Origin of the sequence: Pontibacter diazotrophicus (assembly GCF_003367245.1) — a bacterium.
Lineage (GTDB): Bacteria > Bacteroidota > Bacteroidia > Cytophagales > Hymenobacteraceae > Pontibacter > Pontibacter diazotrophicus.
Genome location: NZ_QRGR01000010.1, coordinates 231,194 through 247,423, shown reverse-complemented (window position 1 = coordinate 247,423; position 16,230 = coordinate 231,194). Strand labels below are relative to the sequence as shown.

Below are 16,230 nucleotides of genomic sequence, written 5' to 3'. Positions count from 1 at the left end.
GGTCCACGCGCAGGCAGGCCTCCAGCCCCTTTTCCCTGTAGCACCGGAACCACTGCCCGACCGCGTGCCGCTCGTAGCCCACTTCTCTGGCTATCTGCCCGTACTCCACTGCCTGCCCGCTCCTGTAGAGGTAGAAGGCCCGCAGCCTTGCCTGCGCCAGCGGGTGAGACTCTTTTCTGCCACGCCTCAGCAAATCCCCTGCGCTTTCTCTGATGTCTGTCTTAACTGCTCTTCCCATACAAAAAAAACAGAAAACAGCTATGGAAGGTTCTTTAGACTATTTGGTATAAGAGGAAAAGTCCCAGGTGCTGGTGGAGTCGGTTGGATTGAGGCGGTCGTAAACATCAGGCATGGTGTAAGGAAACCAGCTGATCATGATGCCAATGCCGCTTTTGCATACGCAGGAATACGCCGCATCAAAATGCCGGGCTGTAAGTGTGGCGTAGCTCAGGAAATTATTCGTGTGAGTGCTGTCAGGCGAGTCGTTGCCAGAGTAATCGTCTACCGCGTAGCCGGCTGAAATGGAGTTGCCGTAAAACTCGATCTTCCTTATTTTGGGAGGAGACGCCGGTAAAAGTTGTGTTCCATTCTCTAACTGAAGACCATAGAACGAAGTTTTCCCCCTGTCGTACTCGGTGCGCTTAAATAGCTCTACTGTGTGCTTTCCGTCCGGCAAACCGGAGGCTAAGGTATAGTAAGTCGCGGAGGTATCTAAACGCAGGAGGTTGATGCTGTCTCCGTTTATAATGATGTTGTAATAGTTCTCGCCTCGCTCGTCTTTCAGGAGTGCTTTAATGCCCGTGCCCTCAAAGTTGACCTTTACAGAAGTGCCGGACCAATAAAGTTCGGCTGCCTCGGGTTTTGTCATCTCAACCCGGCCCATGTACTCGAGCCTCTCATCTTTAAAGCCTACAAAATTATCTGTTGTGGCAGTGTTTTGGGTGCTGGTGGCCCTGCATCCGAGCAGAAGCAGCAGGGGAAGGAGGAGGGTGTTGAGAGGGAGGATTCTCATCTTTACGTTGTAGGAAATAATAAAAGGGAGCGAAAGCGGCTTCCTTTTAATCTAAGCAAGGATTTTAGATATTACTGATGTTGACTATTGCTTGCTAGAATGGCTATAATTTTTGTCTATGGTCTAAACCGTGTAGTATTATTGTTTATATGTTTGGATTTGAGTCTTTAGTAACTATCGTTTTAACGTTTTCTTCAAGTTCTTTCTCAAAGATTGCTTTCCACCGCATGAAGTCTTCCACGCTGTCGAAGTGCATGGCGCTGTCAGGATCTATGTTGTCATTAAGCTCAACTCTGGCACCTTTATTAAGTCTTTCGAGCTTAAGAACAAGGGCCAATTGTTTCTCATTACATTTTCCAGCAAGAAAATAGTCTAACTCACTTTTAACACGCTCCGTTTCCACTGAATCTTCAATAGAAAAATACAACTCAGATAGGATGGTGTCTTTTCCTCTTATTTGTTGTCTTTCCGACTCATCAAGGTTTAATTTTTTGCTGATCACCTTTATTTTATGTTCAGCGTCAGACAGCTTTTCTTGGGCTTGCGTTAAGTTAGGATAAAGAAGTACAAACAGCGTAAAGACAGTTAGAATTAGAGATTTAGATTTCATCGTTATTTGGATAGGTTTGTTTTCAGATTGTTTGTAGTTTCTCTTTATAAGGAGACGGTTCTTTTGCTAATCATATTGTTTGGAAGCAGTGCGATTAGCTTGAAATCTGAAGTAAGATAGTAAAAAAATGATAGTTTTGATATACCGCGAGCTATCAAGGCAGTAAGAGGAGTAGCAGACAGCACCTTGTTCATTGTAGGCTATGATGTGCTCAAAAAGAAACAGCCACAGCATTTATGCTGTGGCTGTTTCATATCAATAGCTTATTTAGCTGCTTACTGCTTCTTTTTTTGTTCTTCGTCCTGCTCCTGATCAGTACGGGCCTGTGGAGTTGGGTTCTGAGAGCCAAATTCTCCTACAGCGTCTTTCTCAAGGTCATTTGAAATATCTTTTTTCTTATTTGTCTGTTCAGGTTGGTTTTTCTTATTTTCTTTATCTGTGCTCATAGTTTTCAATTTTAGAATTTAACGTTATCATCTTAGCTTTCGCTTTAGTCTTTCTTGCCGGCATCTTCAGAACCGGCGCTATCGCTCTGCCAGCCTTCGCCTTGTGACGGCCTGTTTGGGTTTTCAGTGCGGGAACTTGTTTCACCCATGCCACCGGCGCCGTTGTGCGACCCCTGGCTTGTTACCTTGGGTGCTGGTTTGGCGCCGCCTTTTTCTCCCGCTTCAAAAGATTTTTCAGGGTTGCTGCTGAAGCCCTGCTGCTCATGTTTTTTATCTTTATTTTCTTCCATTTGCTTTCATAGGTTTAATTGTGAATCACATGTAGGGGCTTTATAACCTCTGCTTTATACTACGGATGCCTGCTATGCTTGTTTAGGCGCGCCCGTGTAAGTTCACGCTTATCCCTTTATGTTGCCGCTTTTCCAGTGGCTCTGACTAGCTGCTTTTACATGGCCCTCAAAGTCACCGTGCCAGCCACGGCCCTGTAAGAAGTAACTGTCTTTAGTTTACAAGTCTGGGAAGCGCTTGTAGCTAGGGAAGTTGATTTTATGCTTTCTGGCAGATAAGTACGACAGGCTTCTGGTGCATGTCTGTTGTGAAGAAGAGGTAGGTGTGGCCGCCTTCCTTCAGGCCTGTCTTCCGGCGTATGTCGGCTACTGACTCCGGAAAATTCCGCACTGTGATGTTGGCCTGCTTACCCGGCAACTGGCGCAGGAGCTCTTTTTTATTGTAGCGGCTCACAGCAATGCACCTGAAACTACGCCCCGGGAAATCAGGGATAAGGGTAGGAGAGGTATACAAATGGCTGTTGGGGTGCAGCTTTTTTAAGTGGAGGTGCTGGCTGAGGTAGCGGTAAGCACCGGCTTTAAGTATGGCGGCATTCGGCTCGTACACAAAATCTTCGGGATCTGAATAAGAGACTTGAGCAGCCTCTTCATTTGCTTTCGTAAACGTCAGCTGTTGCGCCTCACCGGCTGTTAGCAGGTTCACAGCGGTTCTTTCAACCTGGTCCGGCTGGGGGGCTTCCTGTTCCAGCAAATAGAGCACCTCTTTTACCTCGTTCTGCACGGCCACTACCCACACTTTCGTAACGTGCTGTAGTTGCTCTATCGCCAGGTCTATGTCCAGCATGGGAGAAGCCTTTAGCAGTACAGCTTTTGCTTTAGCGAGAAGGACAGGGAGCAGGTGCAGCACGTCCGGAGCGCAGTCTTGCAGCAGGTGCAGCTTTTCGTTTGTGCCGCCACGGCGGGCAGGGTCCAGGTAAATGACATCAGCCTTTCCCCCGAAATCTTCCAGAAAATTTTCTGCCGTGGTGTTGATGCTTTGGATGTTTGGCGCCTGCAGTAGATTAAAGTTATGCTGCGCAATCTCCTGAAGTTCTGTGTTTTGTTCCACGTGAACCACTTTGGTAAAGCGCCTGGCAAAGTAAAAGCTATCCACGCCAAACCCGCCCGTCAGATCCACCAAAAGCGCTCCTGTTACCAGTGATGCTTTAAACTGAGCAGCTGTCTGAGAGGAACTTTGCTCCAGCGACACCGTCACCGGAAATACCACCTCCACATGATCCACCCACACAGGAAGCTTCTGGGCTGCCTTTTGGCGGGCCTGTATCTGCTGTACCAACTCCTGCACCGGCAAGTGCGGGTAGCGGCTTGCCTGCAGCATAATACTAACAGGCTCCTCGTGCTGGTGCTCCTGAATAAACTGTTTTTCCTGCTGCGTGAAGGTGCGCATTTCGCTGCTTGTCTCTGGAACAATATGTTTTGTGCCTTATTGCAAAGGTAAGGCTTTTAGGGGAGAGGGGGGCGTACGTGTCGTTTTGTTTAATGTTTTTTTAATTTTATTAAACAAAATTAGAGCCTGCAGGTTGTAGTTGTATTCTTAAATCATTTTACAAACAAAAGATACTGTTATGAAAAAGTGGATGAAATTATTACTTCTGACTGTGCTACCTGCTGTAGCCTTAGTAAGTTGCGAAGATGATGACAATGATGTTGTACTGAACGATGCAAACGTAATGGTGGTGCATGCGTCGCCTGATGCCCCGGGCGTGGATCTACTCATCAACGATACCAAAGTAAATACTGCCGCGCTTACTTACCCGAACAACACAGATTATTTAAATGTACCATCAGGCACACAGAACATAAAAGTGAATGCGGCAGGTACCTCTACCTCTGTGATAGAAGCTAATCTGGACCTGGATCCGAATGCTGCCTACACTATTTTCGCTATCAACACACTCGATAACATAGAGGCTTTGGTATTAGAAGACGACCTGACGGCGCCTGCAGCTAACATGGCCCATGTTCGTTTTGTGCACTTGTCGCCTGATGCGCCTGCAGTGGATGTAGCTGTGCAGGGCGGGCCAGTGCTGTTCAGCAACAGAAGCTTCGAGTCTGCCACCGCCTTCACACCTGTAGCAGTCGGAACATATACTTTAGAAGTACGCCCGGCCGGTACGATGGATGTGGTGCTTACTGTTCCGGATGTAGAATTGAGTAATAGTGGTATCTATACCATTTTCGCGAAGGGATTCCTGGCACCGCCTGCAGGTAATACAAATGAATTAGGGGCTGAGATTATAGTGAATGACTAATTAACAACTTGTTTATAATCAATGGCAATTGCAGGGCCTGCTTATATAGCAGGTCCTGTTCTGTTAGAGGCTACCCTGCCAGACAGGCTGTATACTAACAAAAGTTGATGATGCGCAACTAATTACGTATTTTTGTGTTTTAATACTGAAAATAACAGATAACAATGATAGATACACAGCTTAAGTACAAAGTAAAGGATATATCGCTGGCTGATTGGGGCCGCAAGGAGATAAGACTGGCGGAGGCCGAGATGCCAGGCCTGATGGCTATTCGCGAAGAATATGGCCCAAGCAAGCCTTTGGCAGGGGCACGCATAGCAGGTTGCCTGCACATGACAATTCAGACGGCTGTGCTGATAGAGACGCTGGTAGAATTGGGTGCCGAGGTAACCTGGTCTTCCTGCAACATCTTTTCTACACAAGACCATGCCGCTGCCGCGATTGCCGCTGCCGGTATTTCTGTGTATGCCTGGAAAGGCATGACAGCGGAGGAGTTTGACTGGTGCATTGAGCAAACCCTTTTCTTCGGCGATGACCGTAAGCCGCTGAACATGATTCTGGACGATGGTGGTGACCTGACCAACATGGTGCTGGATAACTACCCTGAGTTGTCTGCCGGTATCAAAGGCCTTTCTGAAGAAACGACAACAGGTGTACACCGCCTGTACGAGCGTATGAAGAATGGCACTCTGACAATGCCTGCCATTAACGTGAATGACTCTGTAACCAAGTCTAAGTTCGACAATAAGTACGGTTGTAAAGAGTCTTTGGTAGATGCGATTCGTCGTGCCACAGACGTGATGATGGCTGGTAAAGTAGCCGTAGTGGCTGGTTACGGTGACGTTGGAAAAGGTTCTGCTGCCTCGCTGAGAGGTGCCGGTGCCCGCGTAATCGTTACCGAAATTGACCCAATCTGCGCCCTGCAGGCCGCTATGGATGGCTTCGCCGTAAAGAAAATGGAGAATGCTATCAAAGAGGCGGACATTGTGGTAACCGCTACAGGTAACAAAGACATTATCAGAGAGCAGGAGTTCCGCGCTTTAAAGGATAAGGCTATTGTATGTAACATTGGCCACTTCGATAATGAGATTGACATGGCCTGGTTGAACAAAACCTATGGTAACACCAAAGACGTTATTAAGCCGCAAGTTGACCTTTATAACATCGACGGCAAAGATGTGATTGTGCTGGCAGAAGGCCGCCTAGTGAATCTTGGCTGTGCTACCGGTCACCCGTCTTTTGTGATGTCTAACTCATTCTCTAACCAGACACTGGCGCAACTTGAGCTTTGGACAAACACAGACGCTTATAAAAACGAAGTATACACTTTGCCGAAGCACCTGGATGAGAAAGTTGCCCGTCTGCACCTGGGTAAAATCGGTGCCGAGTTGGATGAACTTCGTCCGGAGCAGGCGCGTTATATCGGTGTAGAGGTAGAAGGCCCATTCAAGCCGGAGTACTACAGATACTAAGACTGATTAAAAGTAGATAGACGAAGAAAGGCCGGTGCAGCAATGTACCGGCCTTTCGTTTTTCAGGTATGATGAGAGTGATTGGAAAGGCAGCTTGCTTTAGCCTTAGTCCCGGCGGGACGACCTGTCAATAGCTAGATTGGCTAATAGCTCCCTTAGCTCCAGAGGAGCGGCCTGTTCGAAAACATTTACAGGCCGCTCCTCTGGAGCTATAGTCGTAAAAAGATTTCTTTCTATCAACAGATCGCCCCGCCGGGGCTTTGCAGGCCTTTCGTTTCAGCAGTTCTTGGAGGACGGAACTGCTGCTTGTGTCCCTGTTGCATGTGTTATATGCTTGGAAATTTTAGTGTAGGTGTCTTGTCATATAATGTTAAACCGTGACATGAGCGTTTTTTTGTAAGACTTTCCGATGGGAACATCGCCTTTGGCAAAAACCACCGAATTTTCCTCAAGGGCCTCAATTTTGTCGAGGTTGGCGATGTAAGAACGGTGGACACGCACAAAGTTCTGTGATGGCAGTTTCTGCTCCATATCCTTTAGGGTAGAACTCACGAGGTACTTCTGGTCTGCCGTTACAATAAAAGAGTAGTTATCATAGGCTTCTACCCATAGAATATCGCTGTAGTGCACCTTAATGATGCGGTGCTTCACTTTTACAAAGATATAATCGGTGGCTATTTCCTGCTCTTTATGGTTTAGCTGTGCACCGTTCGTTTCCTTGTGGCTGTTGTCATGCTTATACAGCGCTATTTCTATAGCTGAGCGCAGGCTTTTCTCATCAAAAGGCTTTACCAGAAATCCATCCGGCTCTGTTTTCTTCGCTCTGTCTACCGTGGCATGGTCAGCATAAGCAGTGAGGTATATAAAAGGAATGTTAAACTCTTCTTTGATGCGTGAGCCTATATCTACGCCGTCGGCACCTCCGCGCAGATTAATATCCAACAGCACGAGGTCCGGTTGGGTCTCGCGAATCATATCAATTGTGTCTTCGCCTGAGTCTATTGCACACGTCTCGTAACCTAACTCCTCCAGGCTCGCTGCAATGTCCTCTGCAATAATGACCTCATCTTCTGAAATGAGTATTCTGGGTTTTGTCATAACAATAGGTTTCTACGTGAAAAAAGCAAATTACGGCGCCAAAACAAAATATAATATAGACTGAGTGCCATTTTTATTTTCAAATTTAATATTTCCCTCCAGTTTTCTGCTAAGCGATGTAACCAGCTTCAGGCCGAATGACGGGCTCATCAGTGGATCGAAGTCTTCTGGCAGGCCCCGTCCGTTGTCGCTTACCGTTAAGGTGTACTGTATCTCGTCATGTTTTGTGAGTTCGATTCGCAGCCATCCATGCCGACCATCCGGGAAGGCATATTTTAACGTATTGGAGACAAGTTCGTTTACGATTAACCCCAACGTAATAGCCGAGTCAATGTTTACCTTTATCTGCGGCATGTCTATAGAGAGGGGAATGCGCTTTGTGCTCACTCCGTAAGCGGCATAGAGGCTTTCGCAGATTTCCTCGAAATACTCCTCCAGGTCTATACGGTCTAAGTCAGAATGCTGGTAAAGGCGCTCATGCAGAATAGACATCGAGCGCACACGGCTCCGGATAGCCTGCATCACATCCACTGCCTGCGGGTCCCGCACATGGCGTGCCTGCAGGTTGAGCATACTGATTACTATCTGTAGGTTGTTTTTTACCCGATGGTGGATTTCCTGCAGCAGCATCTCTTTTTCCCGGTTTTTGCGCTCCAGCAGGCGGGTGCGGTGGTGCACGCGCATTTCCAGCAGCGAGTTCATCTGCACCAGGCTCCGCTCGCGCAGGCGCACAACACTCAGTACGGTAACCGCAAACACTAACAGCAACACCGCAATAAACCACTCGCGCCGCCAGATGGGAGGCACGATAGAGAAGGTGTAGATGGCAGGATCCGACGCCCAGACGCCGTCGTTGTTGCGGGCCAGCAACTCAAACGTGTAGGTGCCCGGCGATAGATTGGCATAGGTGGTAAAAGACTTATCCACAGGCGGCGACCACTGCTCATCAAAACCAACCAACCGGTACTTATACCTTACCTGCTCAGGCCCTGACAGGCAGATGGCATGAAAGTCGAAAGATAGGTAGTTCTGTGTGTGCGGAAGCCGCAGGTCTTGTGGTAGCCCGGTGGCGCTGTCGGTGCTATAGCCCAGGGCCTGCCAGTCGGTGGGCTTAGAATAAAGCATAACATCTGTCACCATGGCCTTCGGGTATTCTGTATTGCGGTGGTCTAAGGCAGGCAGGTATTGTGTCAAGCCTTTGGTAGTACCAAACCAAATAGTGCCGTCTGGTGACTGCGCCATTGCGTTCTCGCATACTTCCAGACCTCTGAATCCATTCTGGCTGGCGTAGCTTCTGTAGGTCAGCTTGCTGTTTTGCCGCAGCTGCTTCAGGCTTATTTTTAAGATGTCGCGGCTTGTGCCCACCCATAAGTTATCCTTCTTATCGATAAATAAGCTTTTGATCGCCTCGTTGGGTAAGCCGTCCGTGCTTGTAAACAACTTCGTGCCCTTATCATGCAGCATCAGGATGCCCTGGTTAAAACCTGCAAAATATAAGTTGCCCTTTCTGTCTTCAGCAATCGATCCTACCTCTGTCAGTTGTGTTTCCTTCAGTTCCGGAGGCGACACCAGTTTCCCGTCTTTCAAATTATAGATGCCGTCCTGTGTGCCTGCCCATATTCTGTTTTTGCTGTCGCGGAAAATATAATTTGCTTTTGTCTCAGTGCCACCCGGGTTCGGAATAGCGGTAAAGGTGCCGTTGCGGAAATGCGCCAGCCCGGTGGCTGTCGCAAAGAACATGCTGCCAGCAGTGTCGGAGATGCCCTGGAAAATCTCTGAGGAGGGCAGACCCTGAGCAGTGGTGTAGTGCAGGGTGGTATCAGGCCTGATAAGCCAGACGCCATTACTGCTGCATACCCAGGTCTCTTTGCTGCTTTTAGGGTAAATACTGTAGATGGTTGTGCCTTTCGGCCAGGGTAGCTCGGAACGCCAGTTAGGGTTTAGCTTGTGCATGCTGCCCATTTCGCCCTCATCGGTGCCCAGCCACATGCGTCCACTGCTGTCGCGGGCGATGGCTGTAATCCGGGGTTCCGACATATTCTCAAAGTCAAAGAAGTGCACAAACCAAGGCGACTTGTACTGCTGCAAGCCATATCCGTTCGTGCCAATCCAGATGGTGCCTTCTGTGTCACTTGCGAGGGCCGTGATACGGGGAGTGCGGAGGCCATTGCGGCGCGTAATATGTATGAATTTTTTGTCCTTGTACTGAAGCAATCCGCTGCGGAGTAAGCCTATCCACAGGTTTCCATGGTTGTCGTGGGCGAAGCTGGTAACGGCGGCGGTAGCAACATTGCCTGGTAAGGAGGGGCTGGTGAAAGTACGGTTTGCTACTCTGACAGGCCCTTTATCAGTCCCAACCCACATGACGCCGTTTTTAACTGTGGAAAGTGCTGTAACAGCATTGCCCGGAAGTTTGCTGTTTTCGGAGGTATAGTGGGTTAATTTCTTGTTTTTAACCTCATAAAGCCCGCTATCTTTGGAGCCTGCCCATAGCGTGCCGTCCTTTGCGTGGCTGAGGGTGGTATAAGCGTTCTCCGGCAGCAGGTCGTACTTTTGGAACCGATCCCCGGTACGGTAGTAGACACCTGTGTTTGTGGCCAGCCAGAGGCGGCCCAGGGTATCTTCGGATATATCATTTATCTGGCTTGCCTGTAGCCCCTGCGCTGCGCCCACCCGCTTAAAACGGGTGCCATTATACAGCACCAGCCCGGCATCTGAAGTCCCCACCCAGAGTTGCTGCTGGCTGTCATGGAAAAGCTTTGTGATGTTGTGGCTGCTCAGGCCATCTTCTTTGGTGTAGGTACGGAAGTTAATGCCATCGAAGCGGCTGAGCCCCCCGCGTGTCGCCACCCACAAATATCCCTGGTGATCCTGCTGAAGAGCCGTTATCTGCGACTGTGGCAAGCCCTGCTCCAGCGTCCAGCTACGGAAATTATATTGTTGGGCCAACATGGTATGGGTAACCAGGAGCAGGCAAAAGAACAGCGTAATAAAAATGCGGATGAAATACATCAGGGACACATGTCATTTACCCCCTGTTGCGGCTACAGCAGGTGAATGCGCCATTTCAGAGGTTTAGGGTATAATTTTGCTTACGGATGTTCGGGCAAAAGGTGAACGCCCAAAATAGTTTTAAAGTTTTAGTGAAGTGATAAAACTTCTTTGTAAACAGCCAGTGTCTTCAGGGCAGTCTGCTCTTTTGTGAACATTAGCACACGTTGAGCAGCCTGCTGCACAAGGCGATCCCGTAAACCGGGGTCGTTAAAGATACATAAAACTTTCTCCGCCATCAGGTCATGGCGTTTAACAGGTGTTAAAAAACCGGTTTTGCCGCTCTCCACAATTTCCGGTATGCCGCCTGTGCTGGTGGCTACCACCGGCACCCGGCAGGCAAAGGCATCCAGAATGGTTGTTCCCAAGCCTTCCTTGAGTGACGTAAAGAGGAGCAGGTCCAGTTCAGGAAGCACCTCGGGTATGTTGTTTATGAAGCCGGTGAAAATAACGTCCTGCTCCAGTCCGAGTGTTCTGGTATAGGCTTTTATCTCGTCCTCGAGCGGCCCTTTGCCTATGGCAATATATTTTGCTTTAACGTTAGCTTCTTTTAACGCCTTGGCTGTATCCAGAAAAGTATAGTAGTCTTTGTCTTTGTCGATGGCGGAGATGTTGCCGATAAGGGCATCGTCCGGAGAGATGCTGTAGTGGCGCCTCAGGAAGCCAGCATTCTCTTTTGGTTGCGTCGCAAACCTGTCCAGGCTGATGCCATCGTATACCACCGTACACTTACCGGCATCTTTAATACTGGCAGCCATGACCTGGCATACCCTGGCCGATACACACAGAATGCGCTTAATGCCGCTGTAGTTATACTTAAACTGCGAAAAGGCATTCCTGCCAATTTCGAATTCGACGCGCCTGCTGAGGATAAGCGTAGCCCGGGCACCGAGCAGATGCGCCAGTACACCCATGGTATGGGCATTGCTGGTGTGCATGTGTATAATGTCGATGCGGTGCTTATTTGTGTACTCCTTTATACCGTAGGCTGTAGCGAGCGGCAAAACTTTTGAAAAGGATAAGGCAATGTGCGGGATCTGGTGCTGCAGGCAGTACTGCTCAAAGCTGGAGCCTTTCCTGCAGGCAACATGGCACGCTACCGACAGCTTTTGCAGCTCTTCTATCAGGTAGGCCGTTTGCTGCTCACCGCCGCGCCAGGTTTTCTCAGATGCCAGATGCAGTACCCGCATAGCTTAGTCTATGGTAAAATTCTCTTCCTGCATCCGCCAGATCTTGAGATACCGCATGTATACACTGGTGGCGGCCAGGCTGCAAATAGTAAAACCCACTTTCCCGTCCAGGATGCCAAGCTTCAGAATATACTGGATGAAAAACCAGATAAACGGCTTTACGGCCAGATGGTACATCGTTATCTTTTTTGTGCGCTTTAACCTGTCTTTGGCTGCAAACCAGCTGTAGCTGTTCCATTTATCTATGTAATGCGGCAGACTTTTATAGGTGTAGTGCAGCATTTTGTGCTTTAGTTTGCCCACTTCGCCGGGCACTACCAGTTCTTCGTGCACCTGCTTGTCGGAGTAGCGGCATTGGCTTTTGTCGAACAGGCGCACCACCCCGTCGTTCTGCCAGCCACTGAAGCGCACCCGCTTTCCCATAAAATAGTTTTTGCGGAAAATCTTGTAGGCGGGTTGATCCGGATTGCTGCTCAAAAGCTGCTGCATCTCCTGCTGCAGGTCTTCCGGTATTCTTTCATCGGCATCCAGCATCAGCACCCACGGCTGGCTGGCTTGGTCTGTGGCCCAGTTGCGCTGGGCCGAATAATTATCGAATGGCCGCTGCAGGATTTTCACAGGATACCGCCGGGCTATGTCCAGGGTGTTGTCAGTGCTGTAAGAGTCAACTATCAGTACCTCATCGGCCCAAAGAAGCGATTCTATAGCGCCTGCTATCTGCTGCTCCTCGTTTTTACAAATGATAATCGCGCTTACTCCCGGCATAAAACGAAACTTACTTCATTTAAAGCTGTAAAAATAATACAAAGAATGTCATAATTCAGAATTTGCTTTAAATGAGAGGTTCCCAGGCGTTCAGTGAGCTTTTTTTGAGATTGTTCCTGTGCTGACAGCAAAGCGAATTCAATGTGCCTCGAACTGCTGTCTGCACATCGAATAATAATTTAATTATCCGGGGCGGGACAAAGTCTTTCTGAGGATGTGATGCTGTATGAATGTTTCCTGATAAATGCAGCGTTCTAGATATGTCCTATAGCTAAAAAACACGTATAGCTATAGCCCGGCCTTGCAACCCTGAGGCGATAACAGGGGTATGTAATTAAAATTTCTATATTTGCGTATAAATACGCGAGAGGGGATTATATTTAAGTACAAAATCCAAGTAGATGAGCGAGAGAACAGGTAAACAACTAAGTAAAGAGGAGAAGGACGCACGGTTCGAAGCAGAACTGTTGCCCGTGCTCGACCCTCTGTACAACTTTGCCTACAGGCTCACCTTAGACGAAGACGACGCTAATGACCTGGTACAGGAGACCTATTTAAAGGCATATCGCTTTTTTGACTACTTCGAACAAGGAACTAATGCAAAAGCGTGGCTGTTCCGAATCCTGAAGAACTCGTTCATTAATGAGTTCCGGAAAAAGAGCAAACAGCCTGCCAAAGTAGACTACAGCGAGGTAGAAGGCTATTACAACTCTGAAGACGTGGAAGGTGAGAGTGGCGTGGCAACCACTACCGATATGCGCACCGAAAGTGTGCAGGATCTGATCGGTGACGAGGTGGCAAGTGCCCTGAATGCCTTGCCTGTCGATTTCAGAACAGTAATTATTCTTTGCGACCTGGAAGGGTTTACCTACGAGGAGATGGCCAAGATACTGGATATACCAATTGGTACTGTCCGCTCACGATTGCATCGCGCCCGGAACTCTTTGAAAGAGAAGTTGGAGAAATATGCCAAATCAATGGGTTATAATAATAACGAAATTTAAAGAGCTTGAGTGAAGATGGAATCGAAAATTACAGAAGTTTATCAGAATGCACCGGTAGAGGGCAAAGAGACCGAGTGTGAGAAAGTATCAAAGTTGTTGGACCTCGTTATAGACGGAGAAGCCACTTCAGAAGATCAGCACTATTTCAATCACCACATCGAAGACTGCGTTACCTGCTTCGAAAGCCATCAGAAACAAAAACTCCTTAAAGGACTCGTTAGCGGTCACCTCAAGCGCGTGATTGTGCCGGAAAGCCTGGCACTCTCCATCAAAGCGAAGATTCAAAAAACGTTATAACCCCTAATGCAAGGTAAGATCATCATCTTTTCGGCACCCTCCGGTGCCGGCAAAACCACTATTGTAAAGCACCTGCTCAATATTAACCCGCAATTGAGCTTTTCCATCTCGGCTTGCACCCGCGATAAGCGTGGCCGCTCTGAGGAAAACGGGAAAGACTACTACTTCATTACGCCGGAAGATTTCAAGAAGAAAATAGGCAATGATGAGTTTGTGGAGTGGGAGGAAGTATACGAAGGTGCTTTTTACGGCACGCTGAAATCAGAGATTGAGCGCATCTGGAAGAGTGGCAAGCATGTGATACTGGACGTGGATGTGAAAGGTGGCTTAAGCATAAAGAACTTTTACAAAGAGCGCGCACTTGCCGTTTTTGTAAAGCCCCCTTCTATAGAGGAACTTGCAAACCGGCTGACCGCCCGGAATACGGACTCAGACTCCAGCATCAGCAGCCGGATTTTCAAAGCGAAGTTTGAGATGGGCTTTGAGGATCAGTTTGACAGGGTAATATTGAATGATAACCTGGAAAAGGCCTGCGCCGAAGCGGAGAAGCTGGTAAATCAATTCCTGAGCGCTGAACCTGCTATTGTATGAAGGTAGGGCTTCTGTTTGGCTCCTTTAACCCCATACACATCGGCCACCTTATACTTGCCAACTTCATGGCCACCAACACCGACTTGGATACGGTGTGGCTGGTAGTGTCGCCACAGAACCCGTTTAAACCAAGCAATACGCTGCTGCACGAGTTTGACCGGCTGCAAATGGTGACCCTGGCGATAGAGGATAACCCAAACCTGGGGGTGTCAAACATCGAGTTCAGTATGCCTAAGCCGAGCTATACCATCGACACGCTCACATACCTGCAGGAAAAGTATCCAAGTTATGAGTTCGTGCTGATAATGGGGGAGGACAACCTGCCGCTTTTCCCGAAGTGGAAGAACGCAGACCGCATTATGGAATATCACCAGGTATACGTGTACCCGCGGTCAGGTTCTGTGACCACTGAGCTACCCGAGATGCCAAACGTGCGCTTCGTAAAAGCGCCTATTCTTGATATTTCGGCTACGTTTATTCGCAAAAGCATCAAAGAAGAAAAGAGCATCCGGTACCTGGTGCCCGAAGCGGTTGCGGAATACATACAGGTGCACAAACTGTATCAGTAGTTTTGCAAGATTAAAAGACATGGTACAAAAGACTATAAAAGCCCTGTATTGAGCGTCTCAATACAGGGCTTTTGCTTTGCTTATCAGGGGCTTGCTATTGGTAAGCGGGCAGAGCAGCAGGCCTGCCAGGGGAAATGCTTGAAATGTTAAAAAGATAACTCTCGGCCCTGATCTCATCAAACTGATACTTTTATACGTACATCTACTTAATGAAAAGATATAAAGTACTACAGGTGAGTTCGGCAGAAGCATTTGAAACAAGCCTGAACGAATTAGCACATGCCGGCTGGAAATTGATTACAGCTAATATGGCGCCCCTCCCGGATGCAGCAGATGATGACTTTGCGTATTTTGCTCTGCTGGAAAACGTGCCCATCGAAACAGAGCTACAACAACTGATGGAGGAAAACTCAGATGAGCTGAATGCGCTTGATGCACTGGATAGTCAGAACAGCCCCGACAGCGTTGATTTAAGCCCCTCCGATAACTGAAGAAACAGACGAGGTAAAGTTTAATACTGAAGAAGTCCTCCTGCATTTTTAGAAAGGTACTTTAGCTTTAGACGCTGATTGGCTGTCGCCTTTAATGTTTCCCTGTTACGCACCATCATAATTTTCCTGCTTAGAGCGATGGTAGGGTTGTTTTGCTACCACACTTGTGCTTAATTGCCATTGATTCAGATAATTGAAGCTGAGTTAACCAAAAGTAACATCCTTATGAAAATTCTACAGGTTTATGTTAAAGCAAGTGTGCTTGCCTTACTGATGTTGTTCCAGATGTGTCAGCCTGCCGGGCAGGAAAACCCGCCGATGGAGGGATTCAACATGGCTGCCTCTGATCCGGAGGCGATACTGATAGCTGATTCGGTTATGGCAGCGCAGGGCGGGCGCGAAAGCTGGGACGACACGCGGTATATTTCCTGGAACTTCTTTGGGAACCGCAAGCTCCTTTGGGATAAGCATACAGGCAACGTACGGGTAGAGCATGTGAAGGACGATACCAAAATTCTGGTAAACATCGATACAGGGGAAGGTAGAGTATATAAAGACGGTGCAGAAGTTACCCAGCCAGACTCCCTGGCAAAATACCTGCAAAAGGGGAAAGAGGCCTGGATAAACGATTCTTACTGGCTGGTGATGCCCTTTAAACTGAAGGATTCCGGGGTTACCCTGAAATACCTGGGAGAAGACACGACACAGGTGGGACAACAGGCCGATGTGCTGCAACTGACATATGAAAATGTTGGCGTTACACCCGAAAATAAATACAAAGTATATGTAGACAAAAACACGAACCTGGTAGCGCAGTGGGCTTATTTCCGAAACGCAGACGATTCGGTGCCAGCGTTTGTGATGCCGTGGCAGGACTACCAGTCGTACGGCCAGCTAAAACTGTCCGGAGACCGGGGCCAGGCTAAGATAACGGACATTAAGGTGCTGGATGAAGTGCCTGAAAACGCTTTTACCTCCTTTGAGCCGGTAGATTTATAAGAGCAGTAGCAAATTGAGCAGGCAGGTCTGCGAGTT

At 48.3% G+C, this 16,230-nt stretch carries 18 protein-coding genes; 8 read left to right on the top strand and 10 right to left on the bottom strand.

Features of this window, described 5'->3' with window-relative positions:
* The 6 genes from DXT99_RS11380 to DXT99_RS11360 form a co-directional block, all read right to left on the bottom strand.
* On the bottom strand, nucleotides 1-238 hold a 238-nt coding region (locus tag DXT99_RS11380), incomplete at its 3' end, for a helix-turn-helix domain-containing protein (protein ID WP_147294203.1).
* 39 nt (nucleotides 239-277) lie between these two features.
* The gene (locus DXT99_RS11375; protein ID WP_115565667.1) at nucleotides 278-1,012 is read right to left on the bottom strand and encodes an SGNH/GDSL hydrolase family protein; all 735 of its coding nucleotides are present in this window, start codon (nucleotides 1,010-1,012) and stop codon (nucleotides 278-280) included.
* 145 nt (nucleotides 1,013-1,157) lie between these two features.
* On the bottom strand, nucleotides 1,158-1,622 hold the full coding sequence (locus DXT99_RS11370) for a hypothetical protein (RefSeq protein WP_115565666.1): 465 nt from the start codon (nucleotides 1,620-1,622) through the stop codon (nucleotides 1,158-1,160).
* Between the two features lie 275 nt (nucleotides 1,623-1,897).
* On the bottom strand, nucleotides 1,898-2,068 hold the full coding sequence (locus DXT99_RS27015) for a hypothetical protein (protein WP_181885097.1): 171 nt from the start codon (nucleotides 2,066-2,068) through the stop codon (nucleotides 1,898-1,900).
* A gap of 44 nt (nucleotides 2,069-2,112) precedes the next feature.
* Complete coding sequence (locus DXT99_RS11365; protein WP_115565665.1) at nucleotides 2,113-2,358, bottom strand: hypothetical protein; 246 nt, start codon at nucleotides 2,356-2,358, stop codon at nucleotides 2,113-2,115.
* A 256-nt stretch (nucleotides 2,359-2,614) separates the two neighbouring features.
* A complete protein-coding gene (locus DXT99_RS11360) occupies nucleotides 2,615-3,802 on the bottom strand; it encodes a THUMP-like domain-containing protein (RefSeq protein WP_115565664.1) in 1,188 nt (395 codons plus the stop codon).
* A 190-nt stretch (nucleotides 3,803-3,992) separates the two neighbouring features.
* Between DXT99_RS11360 and DXT99_RS11355 the strand changes: the two genes are divergently transcribed.
* Together DXT99_RS11355 and ahcY are read left to right on the top strand one after the other, a co-directional pair.
* Nucleotides 3,993-4,667: a DUF4397 domain-containing protein gene (locus DXT99_RS11355; RefSeq protein WP_246000651.1), complete on the top strand. Its 675-nt coding sequence runs from the start codon at nucleotides 3,993-3,995 to the stop codon at nucleotides 4,665-4,667.
* Nucleotides 4,668-4,831: 164 nt separating this feature from the next.
* Nucleotides 4,832-6,139: an adenosylhomocysteinase gene (gene ahcY / locus DXT99_RS11350; RefSeq protein WP_115565662.1), complete on the top strand. Its 1,308-nt coding sequence runs from the start codon at nucleotides 4,832-4,834 to the stop codon at nucleotides 6,137-6,139.
* A 360-nt stretch (nucleotides 6,140-6,499) separates the two neighbouring features.
* Here the strand turns inward: ahcY and DXT99_RS11345 are convergent, their stop codons facing one another.
* From DXT99_RS11345 to DXT99_RS11330, 4 genes are all read right to left on the bottom strand, one after another.
* A complete protein-coding gene (locus DXT99_RS11345; protein ID WP_115565661.1) occupies nucleotides 6,500-7,237 on the bottom strand; it encodes a LytR/AlgR family response regulator transcription factor in 738 nt (245 codons plus the stop codon).
* Nucleotides 7,238-7,267: 30 nt separating this feature from the next.
* Complete coding sequence (locus tag DXT99_RS11340) at nucleotides 7,268-10,249, bottom strand: two-component regulator propeller domain-containing protein (protein WP_115565660.1); 2,982 nt, start codon at nucleotides 10,247-10,249, stop codon at nucleotides 7,268-7,270.
* 128 nt (nucleotides 10,250-10,377) lie between these two features.
* Complete coding sequence (locus tag DXT99_RS11335) at nucleotides 10,378-11,478, bottom strand: glycosyltransferase family 4 protein (protein ID WP_115565659.1); 1,101 nt, start codon at nucleotides 11,476-11,478, stop codon at nucleotides 10,378-10,380.
* 3 nt (nucleotides 11,479-11,481) lie between these two features.
* Nucleotides 11,482-12,243, bottom strand: a complete 762-nt coding sequence (locus tag DXT99_RS11330) for a glycosyltransferase family 2 protein (protein WP_115565658.1) — start codon at nucleotides 12,241-12,243, stop codon at nucleotides 11,482-11,484.
* 401 nt (nucleotides 12,244-12,644) lie between these two features.
* On the opposite strand from DXT99_RS11330, the gene DXT99_RS11325 reads away from it, so the two are divergent.
* The 6 genes from DXT99_RS11325 (at nucleotide 12,645) to DXT99_RS11300 (ending at nucleotide 16,194) form a co-directional block, all read left to right on the top strand.
* The gene (locus DXT99_RS11325) at nucleotides 12,645-13,247 is read left to right on the top strand and encodes a sigma-70 family RNA polymerase sigma factor (RefSeq protein ID WP_115565657.1); all 603 of its coding nucleotides are present in this window, start codon (nucleotides 12,645-12,647) and stop codon (nucleotides 13,245-13,247) included.
* A 15-nt stretch (nucleotides 13,248-13,262) separates the two neighbouring features.
* Nucleotides 13,263-13,544, top strand: a complete 282-nt coding sequence (locus DXT99_RS11320) for a zf-HC2 domain-containing protein (RefSeq protein ID WP_115565656.1) — start codon at nucleotides 13,263-13,265, stop codon at nucleotides 13,542-13,544.
* A gap of 6 nt (nucleotides 13,545-13,550) precedes the next feature.
* Nucleotides 13,551-14,135, top strand: a complete 585-nt coding sequence (gmk, locus tag DXT99_RS11315; protein ID WP_115565655.1) for a guanylate kinase — start codon at nucleotides 13,551-13,553, stop codon at nucleotides 14,133-14,135.
* A complete protein-coding gene (gene nadD, locus DXT99_RS11310; RefSeq protein ID WP_115565654.1) occupies nucleotides 14,132-14,704 on the top strand; it encodes a nicotinate (nicotinamide) nucleotide adenylyltransferase in 573 nt (190 codons plus the stop codon). The genes gmk and nadD overlap by 4 nt, the downstream gene beginning before the upstream one ends.
* 209 nt (nucleotides 14,705-14,913) lie before the next feature.
* Nucleotides 14,914-15,195, top strand: a complete 282-nt coding sequence (locus tag DXT99_RS11305) for a hypothetical protein (RefSeq protein ID WP_115565653.1) — start codon at nucleotides 14,914-14,916, stop codon at nucleotides 15,193-15,195.
* A 225-nt stretch (nucleotides 15,196-15,420) separates the two neighbouring features.
* On the top strand, nucleotides 15,421-16,194 hold the full coding sequence (locus tag DXT99_RS11300; RefSeq protein ID WP_181885096.1) for a hypothetical protein: 774 nt from the start codon (nucleotides 15,421-15,423) through the stop codon (nucleotides 16,192-16,194).
* Nucleotides 16,195-16,230 lie beyond the last annotated feature (36 nt).

What these genes read in the sequence shown, in the direction of transcription:
- DXT99_RS11300 (WP_181885096.1), top strand. Translation starts at nt 15,421, where the DNA reads ATGAAAATTCTACAGGTTTATGTTAAAGCAAGTGTGCTTGCCTTACTG.
- DXT99_RS11355 (WP_246000651.1), top strand. Translation starts at nt 3,993, where the DNA reads ATGAAATTATTACTTCTGACTGTGCTACCTGCTGTAGCCTTAGTAAGT.
- nadD (WP_115565654.1), top strand. Translation starts at nt 14,132, where the DNA reads ATGAAGGTAGGGCTTCTGTTTGGCTCCTTTAACCCCATACACATCGGC.
- DXT99_RS11340 (WP_115565660.1), bottom strand. Translation starts at nt 10,249, where the DNA reads ATGTATTTCATCCGCATTTTTATTACGCTGTTCTTTTGCCTGCTCCTG.
- DXT99_RS11365 (WP_115565665.1), bottom strand. Translation starts at nt 2,358, where the DNA reads ATGGAAGAAAATAAAGATAAAAAACATGAGCAGCAGGGCTTCAGCAGC.
- DXT99_RS11320 (WP_115565656.1), top strand. Translation starts at nt 13,263, where the DNA reads ATGGAATCGAAAATTACAGAAGTTTATCAGAATGCACCGGTAGAGGGC.
- DXT99_RS11305 (WP_115565653.1), top strand. Translation starts at nt 14,914, where the DNA reads ATGAAAAGATATAAAGTACTACAGGTGAGTTCGGCAGAAGCATTTGAA.
- DXT99_RS11325 (WP_115565657.1), top strand. Translation starts at nt 12,645, where the DNA reads ATGAGCGAGAGAACAGGTAAACAACTAAGTAAAGAGGAGAAGGACGCA.
- DXT99_RS11335 (WP_115565659.1), bottom strand. Translation starts at nt 11,478, where the DNA reads ATGCGGGTACTGCATCTGGCATCTGAGAAAACCTGGCGCGGCGGTGAG.
- DXT99_RS11345 (WP_115565661.1), bottom strand. Translation starts at nt 7,237, where the DNA reads ATGACAAAACCCAGAATACTCATTTCAGAAGATGAGGTCATTATTGCA.
- DXT99_RS11375 (WP_115565667.1), bottom strand. Translation starts at nt 1,012, where the DNA reads ATGAGAATCCTCCCTCTCAACACCCTCCTCCTTCCCCTGCTGCTTCTG.
- DXT99_RS27015 (WP_181885097.1), bottom strand. Translation starts at nt 2,068, where the DNA reads ATGAGCACAGATAAAGAAAATAAGAAAAACCAACCTGAACAGACAAAT.
- gmk (WP_115565655.1), top strand. Translation starts at nt 13,551, where the DNA reads ATGCAAGGTAAGATCATCATCTTTTCGGCACCCTCCGGTGCCGGCAAA.
- DXT99_RS11370 (WP_115565666.1), bottom strand. Translation starts at nt 1,622, where the DNA reads ATGAAATCTAAATCTCTAATTCTAACTGTCTTTACGCTGTTTGTACTT.
- DXT99_RS11360 (WP_115565664.1), bottom strand. Translation starts at nt 3,802, where the DNA reads ATGCGCACCTTCACGCAGCAGGAAAAACAGTTTATTCAGGAGCACCAG.
- DXT99_RS11330 (WP_115565658.1), bottom strand. Translation starts at nt 12,243, where the DNA reads ATGCCGGGAGTAAGCGCGATTATCATTTGTAAAAACGAGGAGCAGCAG.
- ahcY (WP_115565662.1), top strand. Translation starts at nt 4,832, where the DNA reads ATGATAGATACACAGCTTAAGTACAAAGTAAAGGATATATCGCTGGCT.